The 20078-nt window shown below is 60.0% G+C and carries 15 protein-coding genes; 5 read left to right on the top strand and 10 right to left on the bottom strand.

From position 1 onward, the window contains the following. The first annotated feature begins 1070 nt into the window (after nucleotides 1-1070). Nucleotides 1071-2300, top strand: a complete 1230-nt coding sequence (locus tag GTQ41_RS04100) for an MFS transporter (protein ID WP_047291236.1) — start codon at nucleotides 1071-1073, stop codon at nucleotides 2298-2300. A 157-nt stretch (nucleotides 2301-2457) separates the two neighbouring features. Then, a complete protein-coding gene (locus GTQ41_RS04105; protein WP_047291237.1) occupies nucleotides 2458-2712 on the top strand; it encodes a hypothetical protein in 255 nt (84 codons plus the stop codon). Between the two features lie 210 nt (nucleotides 2713-2922). Here the strand turns inward: GTQ41_RS04105 and GTQ41_RS04110 are convergent, their stop codons facing one another. The 9 genes from GTQ41_RS04110 to GTQ41_RS04150 all read right to left on the bottom strand — a co-directional run bounded on the left by GTQ41_RS04110 (nucleotide 2923) and on the right by GTQ41_RS04150 (nucleotide 15554). Beyond that, a complete protein-coding gene (locus GTQ41_RS04110) occupies nucleotides 2923-3903 on the bottom strand; it encodes a peptide ABC transporter ATP-binding protein (protein WP_047291239.1) in 981 nt (326 codons plus the stop codon). Next, nucleotides 3903-4871 (bottom strand): ABC transporter ATP-binding protein, encoded by a 969-nt coding sequence (locus tag GTQ41_RS04115; RefSeq protein ID WP_041072769.1) that lies wholly within the window; start codon nucleotides 4869-4871, stop codon nucleotides 3903-3905. Before GTQ41_RS04115 ends, GTQ41_RS04110 begins: the two co-directional genes overlap by 1 nt. A gap of 10 nt (nucleotides 4872-4881) precedes the next feature. Continuing rightward, nucleotides 4882-5808, bottom strand: a complete 927-nt coding sequence (locus tag GTQ41_RS04120) for an ABC transporter permease subunit (protein WP_041072771.1) — start codon at nucleotides 5806-5808, stop codon at nucleotides 4882-4884. Nucleotides 5809-5818: 10 nt separating this feature from the next. Beyond that, a complete protein-coding gene (locus tag GTQ41_RS04125) occupies nucleotides 5819-6829 on the bottom strand; it encodes an ABC transporter permease subunit (RefSeq protein WP_047291242.1) in 1011 nt (336 codons plus the stop codon). Between the two features lie 73 nt (nucleotides 6830-6902). Further along, the gene (locus tag GTQ41_RS04130; protein ID WP_047291244.1) at nucleotides 6903-8498 is read right to left on the bottom strand and encodes an ABC transporter substrate-binding protein; all 1596 of its coding nucleotides are present in this window, start codon (nucleotides 8496-8498) and stop codon (nucleotides 6903-6905) included. Nucleotides 8499-8576: 78 nt separating this feature from the next. Beyond that, nucleotides 8577-9992, bottom strand: a complete 1416-nt coding sequence (locus GTQ41_RS04135; RefSeq protein WP_047291246.1) for an OprD family porin — start codon at nucleotides 9990-9992, stop codon at nucleotides 8577-8579. A gap of 175 nt (nucleotides 9993-10167) precedes the next feature. Then, nucleotides 10168-11766: an ABC transporter substrate-binding protein gene (locus GTQ41_RS04140; RefSeq protein WP_217325421.1), complete on the bottom strand. Its 1599-nt coding sequence runs from the start codon at nucleotides 11764-11766 to the stop codon at nucleotides 10168-10170. Between the two features lie 300 nt (nucleotides 11767-12066). Further along, complete coding sequence (locus GTQ41_RS04145; protein ID WP_041072781.1) at nucleotides 12067-13692, bottom strand: ABC transporter substrate-binding protein; 1626 nt, start codon at nucleotides 13690-13692, stop codon at nucleotides 12067-12069. A gap of 260 nt (nucleotides 13693-13952) precedes the next feature. Beyond that, nucleotides 13953-15554, bottom strand: a complete 1602-nt coding sequence (locus tag GTQ41_RS04150) for an ABC transporter substrate-binding protein (RefSeq protein WP_047291249.1) — start codon at nucleotides 15552-15554, stop codon at nucleotides 13953-13955. Between the two features lie 956 nt (nucleotides 15555-16510). On the opposite strand from GTQ41_RS04150, the gene GTQ41_RS04155 reads away from it, so the two are divergent. Further along, nucleotides 16511-16873 carry a DUF6124 family protein gene (locus tag GTQ41_RS04155; RefSeq protein WP_047291251.1) on the top strand — a complete coding sequence of 121 codons (363 nt, stop codon included), beginning with the start codon at nucleotides 16511-16513 and terminating at the stop codon, nucleotides 16871-16873. A gap of 169 nt (nucleotides 16874-17042) precedes the next feature. Here the strand turns inward: GTQ41_RS04155 and GTQ41_RS04160 are convergent, their stop codons facing one another. After that, nucleotides 17043-17762 carry an SIMPL domain-containing protein gene (locus GTQ41_RS04160; protein WP_047291253.1) on the bottom strand — a complete coding sequence of 240 codons (720 nt, stop codon included), beginning with the start codon at nucleotides 17760-17762 and terminating at the stop codon, nucleotides 17043-17045. A 413-nt stretch (nucleotides 17763-18175) separates the two neighbouring features. Here GTQ41_RS04160 and GTQ41_RS04165 point away from each other — a divergent pair, with 413 nt between their 5' ends. Both GTQ41_RS04165 and GTQ41_RS04170 read left to right on the top strand, forming a co-directional pair. After that, on the top strand, nucleotides 18176-19438 hold the full coding sequence (locus tag GTQ41_RS04165) for an ATP-binding protein (protein ID WP_027610820.1): 1263 nt from the start codon (nucleotides 18176-18178) through the stop codon (nucleotides 19436-19438). After that, nucleotides 19431-19991, top strand: a complete 561-nt coding sequence (locus tag GTQ41_RS04170; protein WP_003221630.1) for a response regulator transcription factor — start codon at nucleotides 19431-19433, stop codon at nucleotides 19989-19991. Before GTQ41_RS04165 ends, GTQ41_RS04170 begins: the two co-directional genes overlap by 8 nt. Nucleotides 19992-20078 lie beyond the last annotated feature (87 nt).

A 20078-nucleotide genomic window follows, 5' to 3' on the forward strand; every position in this document is an offset into this window, starting at 1 on the left:
GGGCGCAGCGCCTACGGTTTGCTTCGCTGCACCTCCTCTCGCTGTGTTTGGCTGCGCCAAACGGTCGCTGCGCTCCCACCCCCGGATCAATCCCTCCACTCAGCCTTCCGATGTCGCCCGTGGATCAAGATCAAAAGCGGTACTCGAGCTAACGCTCATCGTGTTGAGTGGTGAGGAGCGAGAGCGGTACTCGAGCTAACGCTCATCGTGTTGAGTGGTGAGGAGCAAGAGCGGTGCGCGTTCTGCTCTTGCTCTTGTGTGGGAGCTGGCTTGCCAGCGATGGCGGCCTGTCAGCCGACCAATCTCCCGCTGAAGTCACTCAATTTCCCTGTGGGAGCGAGCCTGCTCGCGAAGGCGCCCTGCCAGCCAACCGTTCTCCAAATGAATACCCCAGTCCATTGTGGGAGCTGGCTAGCCAGCGATGGCGGCCTGTCGGCCGACCAATCTCCCACTGAAGTCACTCAATTTCCCTGTGGGAGCGAGCCTGCTCGCGAAGGCGCCCTGCCAGCCAACCGTTCTCCAAATGAATACCCCAATCCATTGTGGGAGCTGGATTGCCAGCGATGGCGGCCTGTCAGCCGACCAATCTCCCACTGAAGTCACTCAATTTCCCTGTGGGAGCGAGCCTGCTCGCGAAGGCGCCCTGCCAGCCAACCGTTCTCCAAATGAATACCCCAATCCGTTGTGGGAGCTGGCTTGCCAGCGATGGCGGCCTGTCAGCCGACCAATCTCCCGCTGAAGTCACTCAATTTCCCTGTGGGAGCGAGCCTGCTCGCGAAGGCGCCCTGCCAGCCAACCGTTCTCCAAATGAATACCCCAATCCATTGTGGGAGCTGGATTGCCAGCGATGGCGGCCTGCGAGCCGACCATTTTCTAATCGAACTGAGCGACCGAGGGCTGCGATCTTTTGGACTTGAAGCGCGAAGTCAAAAGATCGCTGCCTACGACAGCTCCCACAGGGTTGTAGGGCGACTCTGTATTTTCAGATATCGATGTTCTTGAGCGCGACAACCGGTGTGCTGGGCGTTAGTGTTTCAGGTCAACGCCAGTCGCTTTGAGAGGTCAATGGAATGACGCGCAACCTCGTCCATCTGCTGCGCCCCAACGGCTATTTCAGCCTGATGGCCTGGGTGCTTGCGGCGCTGCTGTTCATCAATCGCTTGAGCAGCATGGTCAAGTTGTTCATGGCGCTGTATCTGCGCCAGGAGCTGGGGCTGGCGATCGAGACGGTGGGCTGGCTGTTGTCGGCTTACGGAGCCGGGTTGTTGATTGGTTCGATGCTCGGTGGGTTGCTCAGTGATCATGTGCGGACGGCGCGGCTGACCGCCGCGTTGTTCTTTGTTTCCATGTGGGTGTTGATCCTGTTGGGGCTGGTGACGCAGGTGGCGTTGCTGGCCGTGTTGCTGTTGCTCAGTGGTGCCGTCGACGGGGCGATTAGAACGCTGCATCAGCGGCTGATCATGGAGTATTGCGAGCCTGCGCAGCGCTCCCGTGCTCAAGCCTTGAGCCGGGTGGCGCGAAACCTTGGTATGGCGGCTGCCGGGGTGGCCGGCGGGGTGTTGGCGCAGACGGATTTCCGTTGGGTGTTTTTTGTCAGTGCGGCGATGACGCTGCTCGCGTTGCTGTGGTTTGTGCGCACCACCTGGCGCCGCGTGGTACTCAAGCCCGATGAGGTGACCGAAGCTGGCACTGGTACACCGTTGCGCGACGCGGCATTCCTCTGGCTGCTCGGTGCGGCCGTGTTGCTGGGGATGGCCTTCGACACGGTTTACAGCACGCTGGGCAACTATCTGCGCGATTACTACCACATGAGCACCGAGGCCATCGGCTGGCAGTTCGGGCTTAACGCGATGCTGGTGGTGGCGCTGCAGATCCCGCTCACGCACTGGGGCGAGCGCTGGGGCTTGCGTCGGCAATTGCTCGCGGGTTGTGTGTTGTTGGCGGTCGGGTTGGGGATGTTGCCGTTTGGCTCCGGCTTGTTTTACGTGTGTCTGTCGACGGTGATCTGGACCTTGGGTGAAGCTTTTTTCATGCCGCCGCTGAATGTGCTGGTCATGCGGCACGCGCAGGGCGGCAAAAGCGGCCAGTATTTCGGTCTGTTTTTCATGAGCTGGAGCGCCAGTGCATTGTTGTCGCCGGTGTTGAGTGGTCAGCTGTATGGGCACTTCGGCGGCCACAGTGTATGGCTTGCGAGCGCGACACTGGCGTTGTTGACCTTGCCGCTGATTTGCCTGGCGACGCGCTCGTCGACCCAGGCCAAAGCGCTGGCCACCAGCGAACGCACGGCCTCGCTTAGCTGATTCGGTTATAGCGGTTATTCACAAGTGATCTCTCGTACCAGGGCATTTCCCGGGGTTGGTCAGCGTCCTATCTGGTGAACCGGACTGATCGGAACTAGATTTCATTCAGCGCCGGATCGGCACCCCAGGCTTCAACCACGAAAGGATGGAAATGGCTATGAGCATTTTTCAACGCATAGTGCTGTTGCTTAAGGTTTTGGTGATGTTGACGCTTGGCACTACGGCGGCGTGGGCAAGTTCTGCCACACCATCACAGGGGTTTAACGCAGCCCACGGGCAAGCCGGTGTGGTCATGCTGGCCAAGTCTGAATCCGAACCGGGCGATCAGGATCAGGGCGGCAGCAAGGATGATGACGACTCGACCACTGACGAGCCGGACACTGACGATGACGAAGGCGACAGCCAGTCGTAAAGCGCCGGTAAAAGAAAACCCCTTCTTCCCCGACTGATGCGCAATCGGGGGAGAAGAGGTTTGGGTTAACACATTATTTCCGGATAAACACGATTCCTGCAGGAGCTGCCGCACGCTGCGATCTTTTGATCTTGATTCTGAAAATCAACAGATCGCAGCCTCGTTTCACTCGACAGCTCCTACAGGTTGAGTGGCGGTCTCCGGTTTTGCTTACGCCGCGCCATCGAGGAACTGTTCGGCGTAATGGCAAGCCACCTGCCGGTTGTCGAGCTGGCGCAGGGCCGGCTCTTCAGTGCTGCAACGCTCGGTCGCGTACGGGCAACGTTTGTGGAACGCACAGCCCGGTGGCGGGTTCAGCGGGTTGGGCAGTTCGCCGACAATCTTGATTTTCGGCTTGTCCGGATCCGGATGGATCGTGGGTGTCGCCGACAACAAGGCCTGGGTGTAAGGGTGCAGAGGTCGGGTGTAGATGTCCTCTTTCGGGCCCATTTCCACCGGACGGCCGAGGTACATCACCAGCACCGAGTCGGCGACATGCCGCACCACCGCCAGGTTGTGCGAGATGAACACGTAGGCGGTGTTGAACTCCTGCTGCAGGTCCATGAACAGGTTCAGCACCTGCGCCTGAATCGATACGTCGAGCGCCGAGGTCGGTTCGTCCGCCACCAGCACTTTCGGTTGCAGCATCATCGCCCGCGCCAAGGCAATACGCTGACGCTGACCGCCAGAGAACATGTGCGGATAGCGCTGGTAGTGCTCGGGACGCAAGCCGACCTGCTTCATCATCGCCTGGACTTTCTCGCGACGCTCGGTAGCACTCAGGTTGGTGTTGATCAGCAGTGGCTCGGCCAATTGGTCACCGATTTTCTGCCGCGGGTTCAACGACGCGTACGGGCTCTGAAACACCATCTGCACGTCTTTGCGCAGTTGCTTGCGCTGGGCCTTGTCGGCGCCGGCGACTTCTTGCCCGGCAATTTTCAGCGAACCGGAAGACGGCTCTTCAATCAGGGTCAGGGCGCGGGCGAGGGTGGATTTGCCGCAACCCGATTCGCCTACGACAGCGAGGGTCTTGCCGGCTTCGAGCTCGAACGACACGCCGTTGAGGGCGCGCACGGTCGCGTGGCCCTTGAACAGGCCACGGGAGACTTCGTAGTGACGGGTCAGGTCGCGGGCGGTAAGTACGACGGCCATTACGCCACCTCCTGGTTCAGCGGGTAGAAGCAACGGGCGAGGCTGTTGGCTTTCGGATCAAGGGCTGGACGTTGCACGCGGCAGCTGTCCTGCACGTACGGGCAGCGCGGCGACAGCAGGCAACCCTGCGGACGGTCGTAGCGGCCTGGAACGATGCCCGGCAGGGTCGACAGGCGCTCGGCGCCCAGACTGTGCTCGGGAATCGCCTTGAGCAGCGCTTCGCTGTAAGGGTGTGCCGGGATGTCGAACAGTTGCGGCACCTGACCGACTTCTACCGCTTGGCCTGCGTACATCACACAGACGCGCTGGGCGGTTTCGGCCACGACCGCGAGGTCGTGAGTGATCAGCACCAGGCCCATGTTCTGTTCTTTCTGCAACGCCAGCAGCAGATCCATGATCTGCGCCTGAATCGTCACGTCCAGCGCCGTGGTCGGTTCGTCGGCGATCAGCAGTTTCGGCTCGCCGGCAATCGCCATGGCAATTGCCACACGCTGGCTCATGCCGCCGGACAGTTGGTGCGGGTAGGCGTCCATGCGGCTGGCGGCGCCCGGAATTTCCACTTTCTCCAGCAGTTCGATGGCGCGTTTGCGCGCTTGCTTGCCGGACATTTTCAGGTGCAGGCGCAGCACTTCTTCGATCTGGAAACCGACGGTGTAGCTCGGGTTGAGCGCGGTCATCGGATCCTGGAACACCATCGACAGGTCTTTGCCGACGATTTGCCGACGCTGACGATTGCTCAGCTTGAGCATGTCTTTGCCGTCGAAGCTGAGCGAGTCGGCAGTGACGATGCCGGGATGCTCGATCAGCCCCATCAGCGCCATCATGGTCACGGATTTACCCGATCCCGACTCGCCAACGATGGCCAGGACTTCGCCCTTGTCGACTTTCAGGTCGAGGCCATCGACCACGGGCGTCGCGTTCTTGTCGCCGAAGCGGACGTTGAGATTCTTGATTTCTAGCAGTGACATGGGAATCTCCTCAGGCGGCGTTCTTGAGTTTCGGGTCCAGCGCGTCGCGCAGGCCGTCGCCCATCAGGTTGATTGCCAGCACGCTGAGCAAAATGGTCAAACCAGGCAGACTCACCACCCACCAGGCACGTTCGATGTAGTCGCGGGCCGAGGCCAGCATGGTGCCCCACTCAGGGGTTGGCGGTTGTACGCCAAGGCCGAGGAAGCCCAGCGCCGCCGCGTCGAGAATCGCCGAAGAGAAACTCAGGGTGGCCTGTACGATCAGCGGTGCCATGCAGTTGGGCAGCACGGTGATGAACATCAGGCGCGGCAGACCGGCACCGGCCAGACGCGCGGCGGTGACGTAGTCGCGGTTCAGTTCGCCCATCACGGCGGCACGGGTCAGACGCACGTAGGACGGCAGCGAAACCACGGCGATGGCGATCACGGTGTTGATCAGGCCAGGGCCGAGGATGGCGACAATCGCCACCGCCAGCAGCAGGGACGGCAGGGCCAGCATGATGTCCATCAGACGCATGATGGTCGGGCCGATCATCTTCGGGAAGAAACCGGCGAACAGACCCAGCAGGATCCCCGGGATCAACGACATCACCACCGACGACAGACCGATCAGCAGCGACAGGCGCGAACCCTGGATCAGCCGCGACAGCAGGTCGCGGCCCAGTTCATCGGTGCCGAGCAGGAACTGCATTTGCCCGCCTTCGAGCCACGCCGGTGGCGTCAGCAGGAAGTCCCGGTATTGCTCGCTCGGGTTATGCGGGGCGACCCACGGCGCGAAGATCGCGCAGAAAATCACCAGCAGCATGAACAGTAGGCCGGCAACCGCGCCCTTGTTCTTCGCGAAGGCTTGCCAGAATTCTTTGTACGGTGACGGATACAGCAGGCTTTGATCCGCGCTTGGCGCGGAAGTGGCTACTGAGGATGTTGGAGTGCTCATGGTATGGACCTCAGCGCTGATGACGGATGCGTGGGTTGGCAAAGCCGTAGAGGATGTCCACTACGAAGTTGACCAGAATCACCAGGCAGGCGATTAACAGGATGCCGTTTTGCACAACCGGGTAGTCCCGGGCGCCGATGGCTTCGATCAGCCATTTACCGATGCCGGGCCAGGAGAAGATGGTTTCGGTCAGGACCGCGCCGGCCAGCAGGGTACCGACTTGCAGGCCGACCACGGTCAGGACCGGGATCAGCGCGTTACGCAGGCCGTGCACGAACACCACGCGCGACGGCGACAGGCCTTTGGCCTTGGCGGTGCGGATGTAGTCTTCACGCAGCACTTCCAGCATCGACGAACGGGTCATCCGCGCGATCACCGCCAGTGGAATGGTGCCGAGCACGATGGCCGGCAGGATCAGGTGATGCAGGGCATCGAAGAACGCGCCCGTGTCATCGGCCAGCAGCGTGTCGATCAGCATGAAGCCGGTGCGCGGCTCGATGTCGTAGAGCAGGTCGATCCGCCCGGATACCGGGGTCCAGCCCAGGCTCACGGAGAAGAACATGATCAGGATCAGGCCCCACCAGAAGATCGGCATCGAATACCCCGCCAGGGAGATGCCCATCACCCCATGGTCGAACAGGGAGCCTCGCTTGAGGGCCGCGATCACCCCGGCCAGAAGACCGAGAATGCCGGCGAACAGCAGGGCGGCCATGGACAGTTCCAGGGTCGCCGGGAAGAGGGAGGTGAACTCGGTCCATACGCTCTCACGCGTACGCAGGGATTCGCCGAGATCGCCGTGGGCCAGTTTGCCGATGTAGTCCAGATACTGGGCATACAGCGGTTTGTTCAGACCAAGGCGTTCCATTGCCTGAGCGTGCATTTCGGGGTCGACCCGACGTTCGCCCATCATCACTTCCACGGGGTCGCCGGGAATCATGCGAATCAACGCGAAAGTCAGCAGGGTGATGCCGAAAAACGTGGGGATCAACAACCCCAGTCGGCGGGCAATAAAACTAAACATCTTGTGTGGTACCTCATCAGCCGGTTAGGCGTGCCCGGCGCCCCTGGGGTCAGGGAGGCCGGGAGTTTCTTATCTACTTCACCTGGGTGGTGGCGAAGTTATTCGTGGTCAGAGGGCTGATGTGGTAACCCTCTACGTTATTGCGCATTGCGGTAAACATACGGGTGTGGGCCATGCTGATCCACGGTTGGTCCTGATTAAACAGCACCTGGGCCTGTTCGTAGAGCTTTGCGCGTTCGGCCGGATCTACTTTAGCCCGTGCTTCGTCGAGCAGTGCCTGGAATTTCTCGTTGCACCAGCGCGCGTAGTTTTCGCCGTTCTTGGCCGCTTCGCAACTGAGCATAGGCGTCAGGAAGTTATCCGGGTCGCCGTTGTCGCCCGCCCATCCGGCCGACACCATATCGTGTTCGCCGGCCTTGGCGCGCTTGAGCATCTCGCCCCATTCCATCACACGGATGTCGACCTTGATCCCGACTTTCGCCAGGTCGGCCTGCATCATCTGTGCGCCGAGCATCGGATTGGGGTTGGTCGGGCCGCCGCCGTTACGGGTAAACAGAGTAAACACGGTGCCTTCCGGGACCCCGGCTTCCTTGAGCAAGGCGCGGGCCTTGTCGAGGTCACGTGGCGGGTTCTTCAGGTCGTGGTTGTAGCCCAGCAGGGTCGGCGGGTAGGGGTTGACCGCTACGGTCGCGTTGCCTTTGCCGAACAGGGCGTTGACGTAGGCTTCCTTGTCGAAAGCGATGTCGATCGCTTTGCGGACACGCACGTCGCTCATGTATTTGTGCTGAGTGTTCATGGCGATGTACGAGACGGTCATCGCGTCCAGCTCATCGACCTTCAGGTTGCTGTCTTTCTTGATGCTCGGAATGTCATCCGGCTTCGGATACAGCGCGATCTGGCACTCGTTGGCCTTGAGCTTCTGCAGGCGCACGTTGTTGTCGGTGGCGATTGCCAGGATCAACGCATCAGCCGGTGGCTTGCCACGGAAGTAGTCCGGGTTGGCCTTGAAACGCACCTGCGCATCCTTGGCGTAACGCTGGAAGATGAACGGGCCGGTGCCCACAGGCTTGTTGTTGAGGTCGGCGGTCTTGCCGGACTTGAGCAACTGGTCGGCGTATTCGGCCGGGTAAATCGAGGAAAACGCCATGGCGATGTCGGCCAGGAACGGCGCTTCGCGGCGGGTCAGGGTGAACTTGACCGTGTTGTCGTCGACTTTTTCGACGCTTTTGAGCAGTTCCTTGAAGCCCATGCTTTCAAAGTACGGGAAGCCCACGCTCGACAGTTTGTGCCACGGGTGATTCGGGTCCAGCTGACGCTGGAAGCTCCAGACCACGTCGTCGGCGTTCATGTCGCGGGTCGGCTTGAAGTATTCGGTGGTGTGAAACTTGACGCCTTTGCGCAGGTGGAACGTGTAAGTCAGGCCGTCTTCACTGATGTCCCAGGATTCGGCCAGTGCCGGAATCACTTCGGTGGTGCCGGGCTTGAAGTCCGCCAGACGGTTGAAGATCGTTTCGGCCACCGCATCGGCAGTGACTGCAGTTGTGTACTGGACCATATCGAAGCCTTCCGGGCTGGCTTCGGTGCAGACCACCAAGGGTTTGGCCGAGACGCCGATGGCGGCGCTCAACAACACAGCCGTGACGGCCGCACGTAGGGGAAGCATTTTCATCGATAACCCTCTGCAATCGGTTGAAGACAAAAAACCGAACGGCCGACTCGTCATGAGTCAGCCGTCGGTCGGCGGTTTTTACAGGATGTTGAATGGAATCGTGGTCACGAGACGGAACTCGTTGATGCTGCCGTCAGCCTGGTTTTCGCTGGCGCGGTGAGCGGTATAGGTCGCACGAACGGTGGTGGCTTTCAGAGGACCGCTCTGTACGGCATAAGCAGCACCGATGCCGTATTCATAGTGGTGCTCGCCGTCCATCGACTGCACGCCGTCGTAGCCGCCACCCTTGTAGTGAGTGCCGTCGATGCCCCAGCCGCGGGCCTGGTAGATGTTGAACTTCAGGCCTGGCACGCCGTATTCGGCCATGTTCAGACCATAGGCAACCTGGAAGGATTTCTCGTTCGGGCCGTTGAAGTCCGACAGCAGGGAGTTGGCCAGGTAGATGCCGTTGGTTTCGTGCAGGTAGTCGAAGTACTCGTTACCGTTCACTTCCTGGTAAGAGAAGGTCAGGGTATGCGCCTGGTGAGTCAGGCCGAACGACAGGGAGTAGGTATCGTTGTCGATTTCACCCAGTTTTTTCTTACCTTCGTCCACGGTCTTGTAGTAGTTCAGACCGGTGGTCAGAGCCAGAACCGAGCTGTCACCCAGCACGTGGGTGGCGCCGAAGTAGTACTGGTTCCACAGGTCTTCGGCCTGGGTGCCCCAGAGGCTGGTGGTCAGGCTGGCGAACGGCTGGTACGAGATGCCGCCGGTGTGAACGTGGTCGGCCTCGGCATCAATCGCGCCGTATTCGGAGCGAAACTTGCTCAGGCTTTCTTCGGTACGCGGCGAAACGCGGTCGAACGAGGCCAAGTCGAAGGACAGATTGTTCAGCTCTTCGCTGTGGATCGCGATACCTTCGAAGCTCGATGGCAGCGGACGGTTGCCGATCACATCAACCTGCGGGCTGCTGAAGTTCATGCGGCCGGCGGTCAGGGTGGTGTTGGAGATACGCGCCTTGACGTTGGCCAGGCCGACTTTGCTCCACTGGCCCTGGGCTTCGCCGCCTTCACGGGTCAGGGTACGGTTGTTACCTGCGCCTGGACGGGTGCCCGGTGCGCCACCGTTGTTGGACGCCAGGTTCTCGCGGTCACGCTCCAGCGCGATGGCGTTGTACGCCGCCACTTCGGTGCTGAAACCGACGGTGCCTTCGGTGAAGCCCGAGTTGTACTTGACGATGGTGCCTTGCACCCAGTTGATACGGCGATCGGTCGGGGTGGCCACGCCATCCTTGCGATAGGTGAACTTGCCGCCGCGCTTCAGTTGTTCGTTGGCGTACCAGTTGCGGGTCGAGCCGCTGATCGACTGACCTTCGAGGAAGCCGGTGGCTTCAGCCTGGGCGCTCTTCTCGTTAACGGTCACCGGAGTGAACGCCTGGCTTTGGGTTTCCGCGTAAGCCGTGGCGGTGATGCTGCTGATGGCCAAGGCCAATATCGCGGTATTGCTCAGTTTCATGGGTGAAGCTCCTTTACTTTCTTTTTATGCCGGCTTTTTTGGGTGGGCCGGTTATTGGTTTAGAACTCATTCACACATCGCAAACGTTTGCAAAAGGCCTGATTGGCGAATTTCGGCAAAGCGCTTGCGTGAGGGGGATAGACAGCCCCCTCAGCATTGCGGCTAATCGGTTGGGTTAATCGATACTGACGCCCGAGAACACATTGCGACCGAAGGGGCTGACCTTGAAGCCTTCAACCCGGGCGCTTAACGGCTGGTTGACCGTCGAGTGGGCGACAGGCGTGATCGGCACTTGCTGCTTGAGCAACTGCTGCGCCTGTTTGTAGAGCGTGGTGCGCCGGTCGCGGTCGGTGACGACCTTGGCCTCTTTGATCAGCTTGTCGTAAGCCGGATCGCACCACATGGAGTAGTTGTTGCCACCAATGGCGTCGCAGCTGTACAGGGTGCCCAGCCAGTTGTCCGGATCCCCGTTGTCGCCGGTCCAGCCAATCAGGCTGATGTCGTGCTCGCCATTCTTGGTGCGCTTGATGTACTCGCCCCATTCGTAGCTGACAATCTTCACTTTCAGACCGATCTTCGCCCAGTCAGCCTGGAGCATTTCGGCCATCAGTTTGGCGTTCGGGTTGTACGGACGCTGGACCGGCATCGCCCACAGCGTGATCTCGGTGCCTTCCTTGACGCCGGCGGCCTTGAGCAGCTCTTTGGCTTTTTCCGGGTTGTAGGCGGCATCCTTGATGCTGTCGTCGTAGGACCACTGGGTCGGCGGCATGCCGTTGACCGCCAGTTGTCCGGCGCCTTGATAAACAGCGTTGAGAATCCCTTGTTTATTCACCGCCATGTCCAGCGCCTGACGCACTTCGAGCTGGTCGAAGGGCTTGTGACGGACGTTGTAGGCAATGTAACCGAGGTTGAAGCCGGGCTTGGAAATCAGCTGCAGTTTCGGGTCAGCCTTCAGCGCTTCAACGTCGGCAGGGCGCGGGTGCAGGGTGATCTGGCATTCGCCGGCCTTGAGCTTCTGCACGCGCACCGAAGCGTCGGTGTTGATCGCGAAGATCAGATTCTTCAGCTTGACCCGGCTCGGGTCCCAGTAATGTTCGTTGCCGGTGTAACGGATGTTCGAGTCCTTCTGATAGCTCTTGAACACGAACGGCCCGGTCCCGATCGGCTTCTGGTTGATGTCGCTCGGCTTGCCTTCGGCCAGCAACTTGTCGGCGTACTCGGCAGACAGGATCGCGGCGAAGCTCATGGCGATGTTCTGGATGAACGCGGCGTCGACGCTGTTGAGCGTGAACTCCACGGTCAGCGGCCCGGTCTTTTCGACCTTGGCGATGTTCTTGTTCAGGCTCATCCCGTTGAAATACGGGAATTCGGTCGGATAAGCCTTACGGAATGGCTGCGCGGGATCGAGCATGCGGTTAAACGTGAACAGCACGTCGTCGGCGTTGAAATCGCGCGTCGGTTTGAAGTACGGCGTTGTATGAAATTTCACACCTTCACGCAGGTGAAAGGTGTACTTGAGACCATCCTCGGAAATATCCCACTGGGTCGCCAGTCCCGGTACGACGTTGGTCGCGCCTTTTTCGAACTCGACCAGACGGTTGTACAGCGGCTCGGCGGCGTCGTTATCGGTCGCCGTCGTGTATTGCGCGGTATCAAAACCCGCCGGGCTGCCTTCGGAGCAGAACACCAGGCTCTTGCTGGCGGCAAAACTGGCGGACGTGGCGGCCAACAGGCCGGCGCCCAGCAATGCGGAAAAAACCAAGGTATGGCGCATGACGCTCCCTCTTTTTGTCGTGTTGTTCAATGCACCGCGATCCCGTCCAGGGAAGTTGAGGTGGCACTGAGCTCAATCCAGTACGTACAGCAAGCCGATGGCCCACGCAGAAACTGGTCAGAACCCGACGGTAGGGGCCGTGGGTCTGGCAGTAAATGCGTAATTGCCTGAATGCTCGTAGGAAAAGTCGACACATCCCCTGCCGTTGCAGTCATCCGCAACGGAATTGGCTGTAGGCAAATTCCTGACTTCCGGCAGCTAAAGCAGCGGCGACGTCATGAACGTCGCCGCTGCGATGGCTTAATTGCTGACGCTGACGCCGTAGAAGGAATTCAAGCCGAATGGGCTGATCTTGAAGTCCTGCACGTTGGCGCGCATGGGTTGGAACACCGTCGAGTGAGCGATAGGTGTGTAGGGAACAGCATCTTTGAGGACGTGTTGCGCCTGTTTGTACAGTTCGGTGCGCTTGGCCTGATCGGTGGTGCGCTTGGCATCTTTGACGAGACCGTCGTACTTCTTGTCGCACCACTTGGAGAAGTTGTTGCCGTTGAGCGAGTCGCAGCCGAACAGCACGTTCAGCCAGTTGTCGGGATCACCATTGTCACCGCTCCAGCCAATGAGCATGGCCTGGTTCTCTCCACCTTTGGAGCGCTTGATGTACTCGCCCCATTCGTAGCTGGTGATCTTCACGTTCAGGCCGATCTTCTTCCAGTCGGACTGGAGCATTTCAGCCATCAGCTTGGCGTTCGGGTTGTACGGACGCTGTACCGGCATCGCCCACAGAACGATTTCGGTCCCTTCCTTGACGCCGGCTTCCTTGAGCAGCTGTTTGGCTTTCTCAGGATCGTATTTGGCGTCCTTGATGGTGGTGTCGTAGGACCACTGGGTCGGCGGCATGGCGTTGACGGCCAGCTGACCGGCGCCCTGGTAAACCGAATCAATGATCTGCGGCTTGTTCACCGCCATGTCCAGCGCCTGGCGCACGCGCAGGTCGGCCAGCGGGTTAGGCTCGTTGCTGCCCTTGACCTTGTCCATCACGTTGTAGGCGATGTAGCCCAGGTTGAAACCGGCCTGGTCTGGCATCTTCAGGGTCTTGTCGGCCTTGAGCGCCGCGAGATCCGCCGGACGCGGGAACAGGGTGACCTGGCATTCGTTCTTTTTCAGCTTCTGGATGCGCACCGACGGGTCGGTGGTGATAGCGAAGATCAGGTTGTCGATCTTCACGTCCTCGGGTTTCCAGTAGTCCTTGTTGCCGGTGTAACGGATGTTCGAGTCTTTCTGGTAGCTCTTGAACACGAACGGGCCAGTGCCGATCGGCTTCTGGTTGATGTCGGCAGCCTTGCCTTCCTTGAGCAGTTGGGCAGCGTACTCGGCGGACTGGATCGAGGCGAAGCTCATGGCCATGTTCTGGATGAACGCGGCGTCGACTTCTTTCAGCGTGAACTTGACGGTGTGGTCGTCGACTTTATCGATCTTGGTGATGTTGGTGTCCATCCCCATGTCGGTGAAGTACGGGAATTCGGTCGGGTAGGCCTTACGGAACGGGTCATCCTTGTTAATCATGCGATTGAAGGTGAACAGCACGTCGTCGGCGTTGAACTCACGAGTCGGCTTGAAATACGGGGTGGTGTGGAACTTGACGCCTTCACGCAGGTGGAAGGTGTAATTCAGGCCGTCCGGGGAAATGTCCCAGCTGGTGGCCAGGCCCGGGATAACGGCGGTGCCGCCACGCTCGAACTGGCTCAGACGGTTGAACATGGTTTCGGCTGAGGCGTCGAAGTCGGTTCCGGTGGTGTACTGGCCTGGATCAAAACCGGCCGGGCTCCCTTCGGAGCAGAACACCAGGTTAGTCGCAGCGGATGCGAAAGGTGCGGAGGCTAACAAGCCTGCGCCGACTAAAAACGGAATGACCGCGTGTTTAAGCATGTTGGCCTCATGATTTGTTGTCATTTTTTAATATTGAGGTACGACCTCGTGAGTCGTGCCTGCGGATACTTATGCAGGGGCCATACCCAATGCAAGATCCAGAGCGACTGCCGGCCTCAAAGCGTGGCACGAACGTACCTTAATGTCGCATTTGTATAAGAGTTGACGCATTTGACCGTTTGCGGCCGTTTTTTACGGTGCAAACGAGGCCCCAAAACGGTGCGTTGGTCACGTTGTGCGCGCCGCCTTGGGGCCTGGTGTTACTTATTTATACCCACGCCGTAGAAGGGTGTAAGGCCAAACGGACTGATCTTGAAGTCGCTCACTTCCTTGCGCAGCGGCTGGAATACCGTGGAGTTGGCAATGGGCGTGATCGGCACCTGCTGTTTAAGGATCAGTTGCGCCTGTTGATACAGTTTTACCCGTTGCGCTTTATCCGTGGACACCTTGGCCTGCTGAATCAATTTGTCGTAGGCCGGGTCGCACCACTTGGCGTAGTTGCTGCCCTTGACTGCCGCGCAGCTGTAGAGCACGCCGAGCCAGTTGTCCGGGTCGCCGTTGTCTCCTGTCCAACCGTAGATCATCGCGTCGTGTTCGCCATTTTTCGCGCGCTTGATGTACTCGCCCCATTCGTAGCTGACGATGTTGGCCTTGATCCCGATCTTGTCCCAATCCTGCTGGATCATCTGCGCTGACATCCGCGCATTCGGGTTGGAAGCGCGCTGCACGGTCATCGCCCAGAGATTGATGGTGGTACCCGGTGCAACCCCGGCTTCCTTGAGTAGCGCCTTGGCTTTCACCGGGTCGTACGGCGCGTCCTTGATGTTCGGGTCATACGACCATTGCGCCGGTGGCAAGGCATTCTGCGCCAGTTGCCCGGCACTCTGGTAGACGGCTTTGATGATCGCCGGTTTGTCGATGGCCATGTCCAGCGCCTGACGGACCTTGAGCTGAACGAGTGGCGGATGCGTGGTGTTGTAGGCGAGGAAGCCGAGGTTGAAACCGGCCTGCTTCAATACGCGCAGGTTCGGGTCTTGTTCCATCACTTCGATGTCGGCCGGGCGCGGGTAGCCGCTGACCTGGCATTCGCCGGTCTTGAGTTTCTGCAGGCGGACGGCAGCGTCCGGGGTGATCGAGAACACCAGGTTGTCGATTTTCACGTCCTCGGGTTTCCAGTAGTCCTTGTTCGCGGCGTAGCGGATCTGCGCGTCTTTCTGGTAACGCTTGAACACGAACGGGCCGGTGCCCACCGGTTTCTGATTGAGGTCGGCGGCTTTGCCCTCCTTTAACAGTTGGGCGGCGTATTCGGCCGATTGCACCGAGGCGAAGCTCATGGCGAGGTTTTGCACGAACGCGGCGTCGACGTTGTTCAGGTTGAAGCGCACGGTGTTGTCGTCGAGTTTTTCCACTGATTTGATCGTGGTGTTCAGGCCCATGTCGGTGAAGTACGGAGACTCGGCGGGGTAGGCTTTGCGGAAGGCGTTGTCCGGGTCGAGCAGGCGCTGGAAGGTGAACAGCACGTCGTCGGCGTTGAAGTCGCGCGTCGGGGTGAAATATTCCGTGGTGTGGAATTTCACGCCTTGGCGCAGGTGGAAGGTGTATTGCAGGCCGTCGTTGGAAACGTCCCATTTTGTCGCCAGGCCGGGTTCGATGTCGGTGCCGCCGCGCTGGAATTGGGTGAGGCGGTTGAAGACGGTTTCGGCGGAGGCGTCGAAGTCGGTGCCGCTGGTGTATTGGCTGGGGTCGAAGCCGGCGGGGCTGGCTTCGGAGCAATAGACCAGGGTGGTGGTGGCGTTGGCGATGGGGGCTATGGCGGTTAGTGCGAGGGTGATCAGTAGTGGCTTGAGGGTGAATCTTTCCATGGAGTCCCCGGGATTTGGAGGTGGTTGTTTTTTCAGGGTAGCGGGGATTTGGGTGTGTTCGGAAATATCGTTTTTCTTGTTGAGGTGTCTATCTCGGTATATCTGGGCCGTGGGTACATATCCGTTGCTGCGGTAACGGCGGCTTGGGGTTCCGCCCTTACGGCGGGTCACTTTTGGCAAACGCCCCAAAAGTAACCAAAAACGCTTGCTCCTGCGTTCGGCCCGCTCGCTGGGGCTCGGGGTTCCTTCGCTCCGGGATCGATCCGGGCGCAGCGTCTACGGTTTGCTTCGCTGCACCTCCTCTCGCTGTGTTTGGCTTCGCCAAACGGTCGCTGCGCTCCCACGCCCGGATCAATCCCTGCGCTCAGCCTTCCGACGTCGCCCGTGGATCAAGATCAAAAGCTTTCGGCGAGCTGGCACTCGGCCTATTGGTTGAATTCCACCACTGTGGGAGCTGGCTTGCCAGCGATGTCGGCCTGACAGCCGACCGGTCTCTAACTGAATAAATCCGATCCCCCTGTAGGAGCTGCCGAAGGCTGCGATCTTTTGATCTTGCTTTTAATTGTGAGAGTCAAAGTCAAAAGATCGTCCGAACGCGGCCCGAGCCTTCGGCAGCTCCTACAGGGAGTGGGGTTGTGTTTAAAGGTGTGTGGGATAACCAGAACCTTCCCACAAGGTTTTCAGGTTGTCCCTCGGACGTCAGCTCTCTAGCCTTGAGCTGTCGCTGAAAACTCAGCGATCGGGTGTGAGAACCCGCAGGAACTGTTAATCCACAATCAGTACCACCATAATTGCCGCCGGCATTTCTGCTGCTGCAATGTTCTATGGCGGCTGTGTGCGGGCGGGCTTCGGTCCGGCCGGGCTTGTTCCTACCGGTTTCTCACCCCGCACATTGCTGCCACCACTCCGCCGCGTGAGAACGGCGAGTGAATGGCTATTGATCAGGAACGCTATCAATGTCCAAACCAGTCCCAGATCCACCACTCGAACCCACAACCCCACTCACCGAAGCCCTCCAAGCCGAAGACCTCGCAAAAAACCGCGAAGCGATCAAACGCGCCCTCGATTTCTACTTAAGCCCCGAAGCCACAAAACCGCGTCCACCCAGCTCGATGTTCCTCGTCCATCCGGGCATCGACACGGAAAGTCTGTTGGCCCACGCCTGTGAGTCCCTGGCCTCGGCCAACACCATGGCCAGTGATTTCGCCGATCAGCTCAGTCGCCCGCAGCGCAATACGGCGCTGGCGATCCAGCAGATCATCATGCTCGCTGAGCTGGCGGTGAATCGGGCGCTGGATCGGGTTGATCCGCCGGCTTGAGACCGCGTTATCGTTCTTCGCGAGCAGGCTCGCTCCCACAGGAGTGCGCATTTCAAATGTGGGAGCGAGCTTGCTCGCGAAGGCGTCAGATCAAACAACACAACTCCCAGGCACAAAAAAACCGGCGATCATTCTCTGATCGCCGGTTTTTCATTCAGCCCACATCAATTCACTGCATCAGCACTTCAATCGAGCCATCGGCAGTCAGGCTGACCTGGCTGGTGCCGGCTTCGACTTCCGGTGTGACCGGTGCCGAATCCGCCATGCCGGCGGCTTTCATCATCATCGGGGCGCGCATGTACGGTTGTGGGTAGCCGTTGCTGTTGAGGTTCAGGTTGACGATTTTGTAGCCTTTGCCGCCCAGTGCATCGGTGGCCAGTTGCGCGCGGGCCTTGAAGGCGTTGACGGCTTCCTTGAGCAGTTGGTCTTCGCTGGCCTTGCGGGTCGGCTCGGCGATGGCGAAGTCCATGCCGCCCATTTTCAGGTCGGTCAGCAGTTCGCCAGTGAGTTTGGACAGGGCGGCGAAGTCGGCGCTTTCCAGGCGCAGTTCGGCGCGTTCACGCCAGCCGGTGATTTTCTGGCCCTTGGTGTCGTAGATCGGGTAGCTGTTGCGGCTGCCCTGGCGCAGGGTGATGTCTTTGACTTGCTTGGCCTGGGCCAGCGCCTTGTTCATGGTGGTGCTGACGTCGGCGGCGAGTTTGGCCGGGTCGGTGTTTTGCGCTTCGGTGTAGAGCGTCACGATCATCAGGTCGCGGGCGACTTCCTGGCTGACTTCGGCGCGCAGGGAGATCTGGTTGTAGTGCAGCTCATCGGCGGCCAGCGCCGGAAGGCTGGCGATGCTGCCGACGGTCAGGGCGAGAAGGGCGGCGCTGCGGCGAAATGTGTGCATGAAGGCTCCTTGAATAATGCGCAGGTGTTGGTTCGTCCCTGCGTGAAACCATCAGACTCTAGCTTCTGCGCTGCGGTTCGCCCAGTTACAACTTCTATACAGATGCGCCGGATTGGCCTGGAAGTGTTTTTGTAGCGAGGGGATTTAGCGAAACGTCGCACCGCCCCGATCGGCTGCGAAGCAGTCGCAATTCTGCGGATGCGGTCTGCCCGTGAAAAGCGGATTGCAGGGTTTGGGGCGGCTTCGCCACCCATCGGGGATAAATCCCCTCACCACACTGATCTCGGACAACCATGCGCTGTAGCCCAATTTACCGCCAGCGCCATGTGGTCATTTGCCGCACTTTCGCCTCTCAAAGCCGCGGCTTGGTTATACTCCGTGCGATCCGCCTGGAGCGCTCATCAGGAGAGCTCATGCTCGCCCCCGTACAACTGACTTCCGCCACTCGCCAGAACCTCTGGCGGCTGACGTTCATCCGCACCCTGGTGCTCGCCGCGCAGGCCGGTTCCGTTGGCCTGGCCTACTGGCTGCAACTGCTGCCGTTGCCGTGGGTGCAACTGGCGATGACCCTCGGCTGCTCGATACTGCTCTGTGTGTTCACTGCCGTGCGTCTGCGCACCTCGTGGCCGGTGACTGAACTCGAATATGCGCTGCAACTGGCCTGCGATCTGGTGATCCACAGTGCGCTGCTGTATTTCTCCGGCGGTTCGACCAACCCGTTCGTTTCCTACTATCTGGTGCCACTGACCATCGCGGCGGTGACGCTGCCGTGGCGTTATTCGGTGATTCTGTCCGGCATCGCGCTGGCGCTGTACACCGTGATGCTCACGCGTTTCTACCCGTTGGAAACTCTGCCGGTGGCCCGCGAGAACCTGCAGATCTACGGCATGTGGCTGAGCTTCGCGCTGGCGGCTGCGGTGATCACGTTTTTCGCTGCGCGCATGGCTGAAGAGCTGCGTCGTCAGGAGGAATTGCGCGCGATTCGTCGCGAAGAAGGCCTGCGCGATCAGCAATTGCTCGCCGTCGCCACCCAGGCGGCTGGCGCCGCGCATGAACTCGGCACACCGCTGGCGACCATGAGCGTGTTGCTCAAGGAAATGCAGCAGGACCACCCCGACGCGATGTTGCAGGACGACCTGAAGGTGCTGCAGGATCAGGTCAAGCTGTGCAAAGAAACGTTGCAACAACTGGTGCGCGCCGCCGAGGCCAACCGCCGTATGGCCGTGGAGATGCAGGACGTCACCCAATGGCTCGACGAAGCGCTGAACCGTTGGCACCTGATGCGTCCGGAAGCCAGTTATCGCTTTCAGCGTCTCGGCCAGGGCACAGTCCCGCGCATGGCACCGCCGCCGGATCTGACCCAGGCGCTGCTCAATCTGCTGAACAATGCCGCCGACGCCTGCCCGGAAAATCTTCAGGTGACGCTGGACTGGGACGCGGAAACCGTGACCATCAGCATTCGTGACCACGGTGCCGGTGTGCCGCTGGCCATTGCCGAGCAGATCGGCAAACCGTTTTTTACCACCAAGGGCAAAGGTTTCGGCCTGGGCCTGTTTTTGAGCAAGGCCAGCGTGACACGCGCCGGCGGCTCAGTGAAACTCTATAGTCATGAGGAAGGCGGCACGCTCACCGAGCTGCGCCTGCCCCACGGCGCCCGAGGAGACCAACATGAGTGACGAAATCCAAGTCGAAGGCGAAGAACTGCCGCATCTGCTGCTGGTCGACGACGACGCGACCTTCACCCGAGTGATGGCCCGTGCCATGGCCCGCCGCGGCTTTCGCGTGAGTACCGCAGGCTCTGCCGAAGAAGGCCTGACCATCGCCCAGGCCGACCTGCCGGACTACGCCGCGCTGGACCTGAAAATGGACGGCGATTCCGGCCTTGTGCTGCTGCCCAAGCTGCTGGAACTGGACCCGGAAATGCGCGTGGTGATCCTCACCGGTTATTCGAGCATTGCCACAGCGGTCGAAGCGATCAAGCGCGGCGCCTGCAACTACCTGTGCAAACCGGCTGACGCCGACGACGTGCTGGCTGCGTTGCTCTCCGAACACGCCGACCTCGACAGCCTGGTACCGGAAAACCCGATGTCGGTGGACCGTCTGCAATGGGAGCACATCCAGCGTGTGCTGACCGAACACGAAGGCAACATCTCCGCCACTGCCCGCGCCCTGGGCATGCACCGCCGCACCCTGCAGCGCAAACTGCAGAAGCGCCCGGTGCGTCGCTGAACCTGCGCTGAACGGCCATCGCCAGCCCTCGCGATCGCACGCACCGATCAACTATGATCGGTGCGTGTCTGTTCTTTTCTTTATCGA

The organism is Pseudomonas sp. AN-B15 (genome assembly GCF_019056475.1).
GTDB classification, from domain to species: domain Bacteria; phylum Pseudomonadota; class Gammaproteobacteria; order Pseudomonadales; family Pseudomonadaceae; genus Aquipseudomonas; species Aquipseudomonas parakoreensis.

What these genes read in the sequence shown, in the direction of transcription:
- GTQ41_RS04100 (WP_047291236.1), top strand. Translation starts at nt 1,071, where the DNA reads ATGACGCGCAACCTCGTCCATCTGCTGCGCCCCAACGGCTATTTCAGC.
- GTQ41_RS04105 (WP_047291237.1), top strand. Translation starts at nt 2,458, where the DNA reads ATGAGCATTTTTCAACGCATAGTGCTGTTGCTTAAGGTTTTGGTGATG.
- GTQ41_RS04110 (WP_047291239.1), bottom strand. Translation starts at nt 3,903, where the DNA reads ATGGCCGTCGTACTTACCGCCCGCGACCTGACCCGTCACTACGAAGTC.
- GTQ41_RS04115 (WP_041072769.1), bottom strand. Translation starts at nt 4,871, where the DNA reads ATGTCACTGCTAGAAATCAAGAATCTCAACGTCCGCTTCGGCGACAAG.
- GTQ41_RS04120 (WP_041072771.1), bottom strand. Translation starts at nt 5,808, where the DNA reads ATGAGCACTCCAACATCCTCAGTAGCCACTTCCGCGCCAAGCGCGGAT.
- GTQ41_RS04125 (WP_047291242.1), bottom strand. Translation starts at nt 6,829, where the DNA reads ATGTTTAGTTTTATTGCCCGCCGACTGGGGTTGTTGATCCCCACGTTT.
- GTQ41_RS04130 (WP_047291244.1), bottom strand. Translation starts at nt 8,498, where the DNA reads ATGAAAATGCTTCCCCTACGTGCGGCCGTCACGGCTGTGTTGTTGAGC.
- GTQ41_RS04135 (WP_047291246.1), bottom strand. Translation starts at nt 9,992, where the DNA reads ATGAAACTGAGCAATACCGCGATATTGGCCTTGGCCATCAGCAGCATC.
- GTQ41_RS04140 (WP_217325421.1), bottom strand. Translation starts at nt 11,766, where the DNA reads ATGCGCCATACCTTGGTTTTTTCCGCATTGCTGGGCGCCGGCCTGTTG.
- GTQ41_RS04145 (WP_041072781.1), bottom strand. Translation starts at nt 13,692, where the DNA reads ATGCTTAAACACGCGGTCATTCCGTTTTTAGTCGGCGCAGGCTTGTTA.
- GTQ41_RS04150 (WP_047291249.1), bottom strand. Translation starts at nt 15,554, where the DNA reads ATGGAAAGATTCACCCTCAAGCCACTACTGATCACCCTCGCACTAACC.
- GTQ41_RS04155 (WP_047291251.1), top strand. Translation starts at nt 16,511, where the DNA reads ATGTCCAAACCAGTCCCAGATCCACCACTCGAACCCACAACCCCACTC.
- GTQ41_RS04160 (WP_047291253.1), bottom strand. Translation starts at nt 17,762, where the DNA reads ATGCACACATTTCGCCGCAGCGCCGCCCTTCTCGCCCTGACCGTCGGC.
- GTQ41_RS04165 (WP_027610820.1), top strand. Translation starts at nt 18,176, where the DNA reads ATGCTCGCCCCCGTACAACTGACTTCCGCCACTCGCCAGAACCTCTGG.
- GTQ41_RS04170 (WP_003221630.1), top strand. Translation starts at nt 19,431, where the DNA reads ATGAGTGACGAAATCCAAGTCGAAGGCGAAGAACTGCCGCATCTGCTG.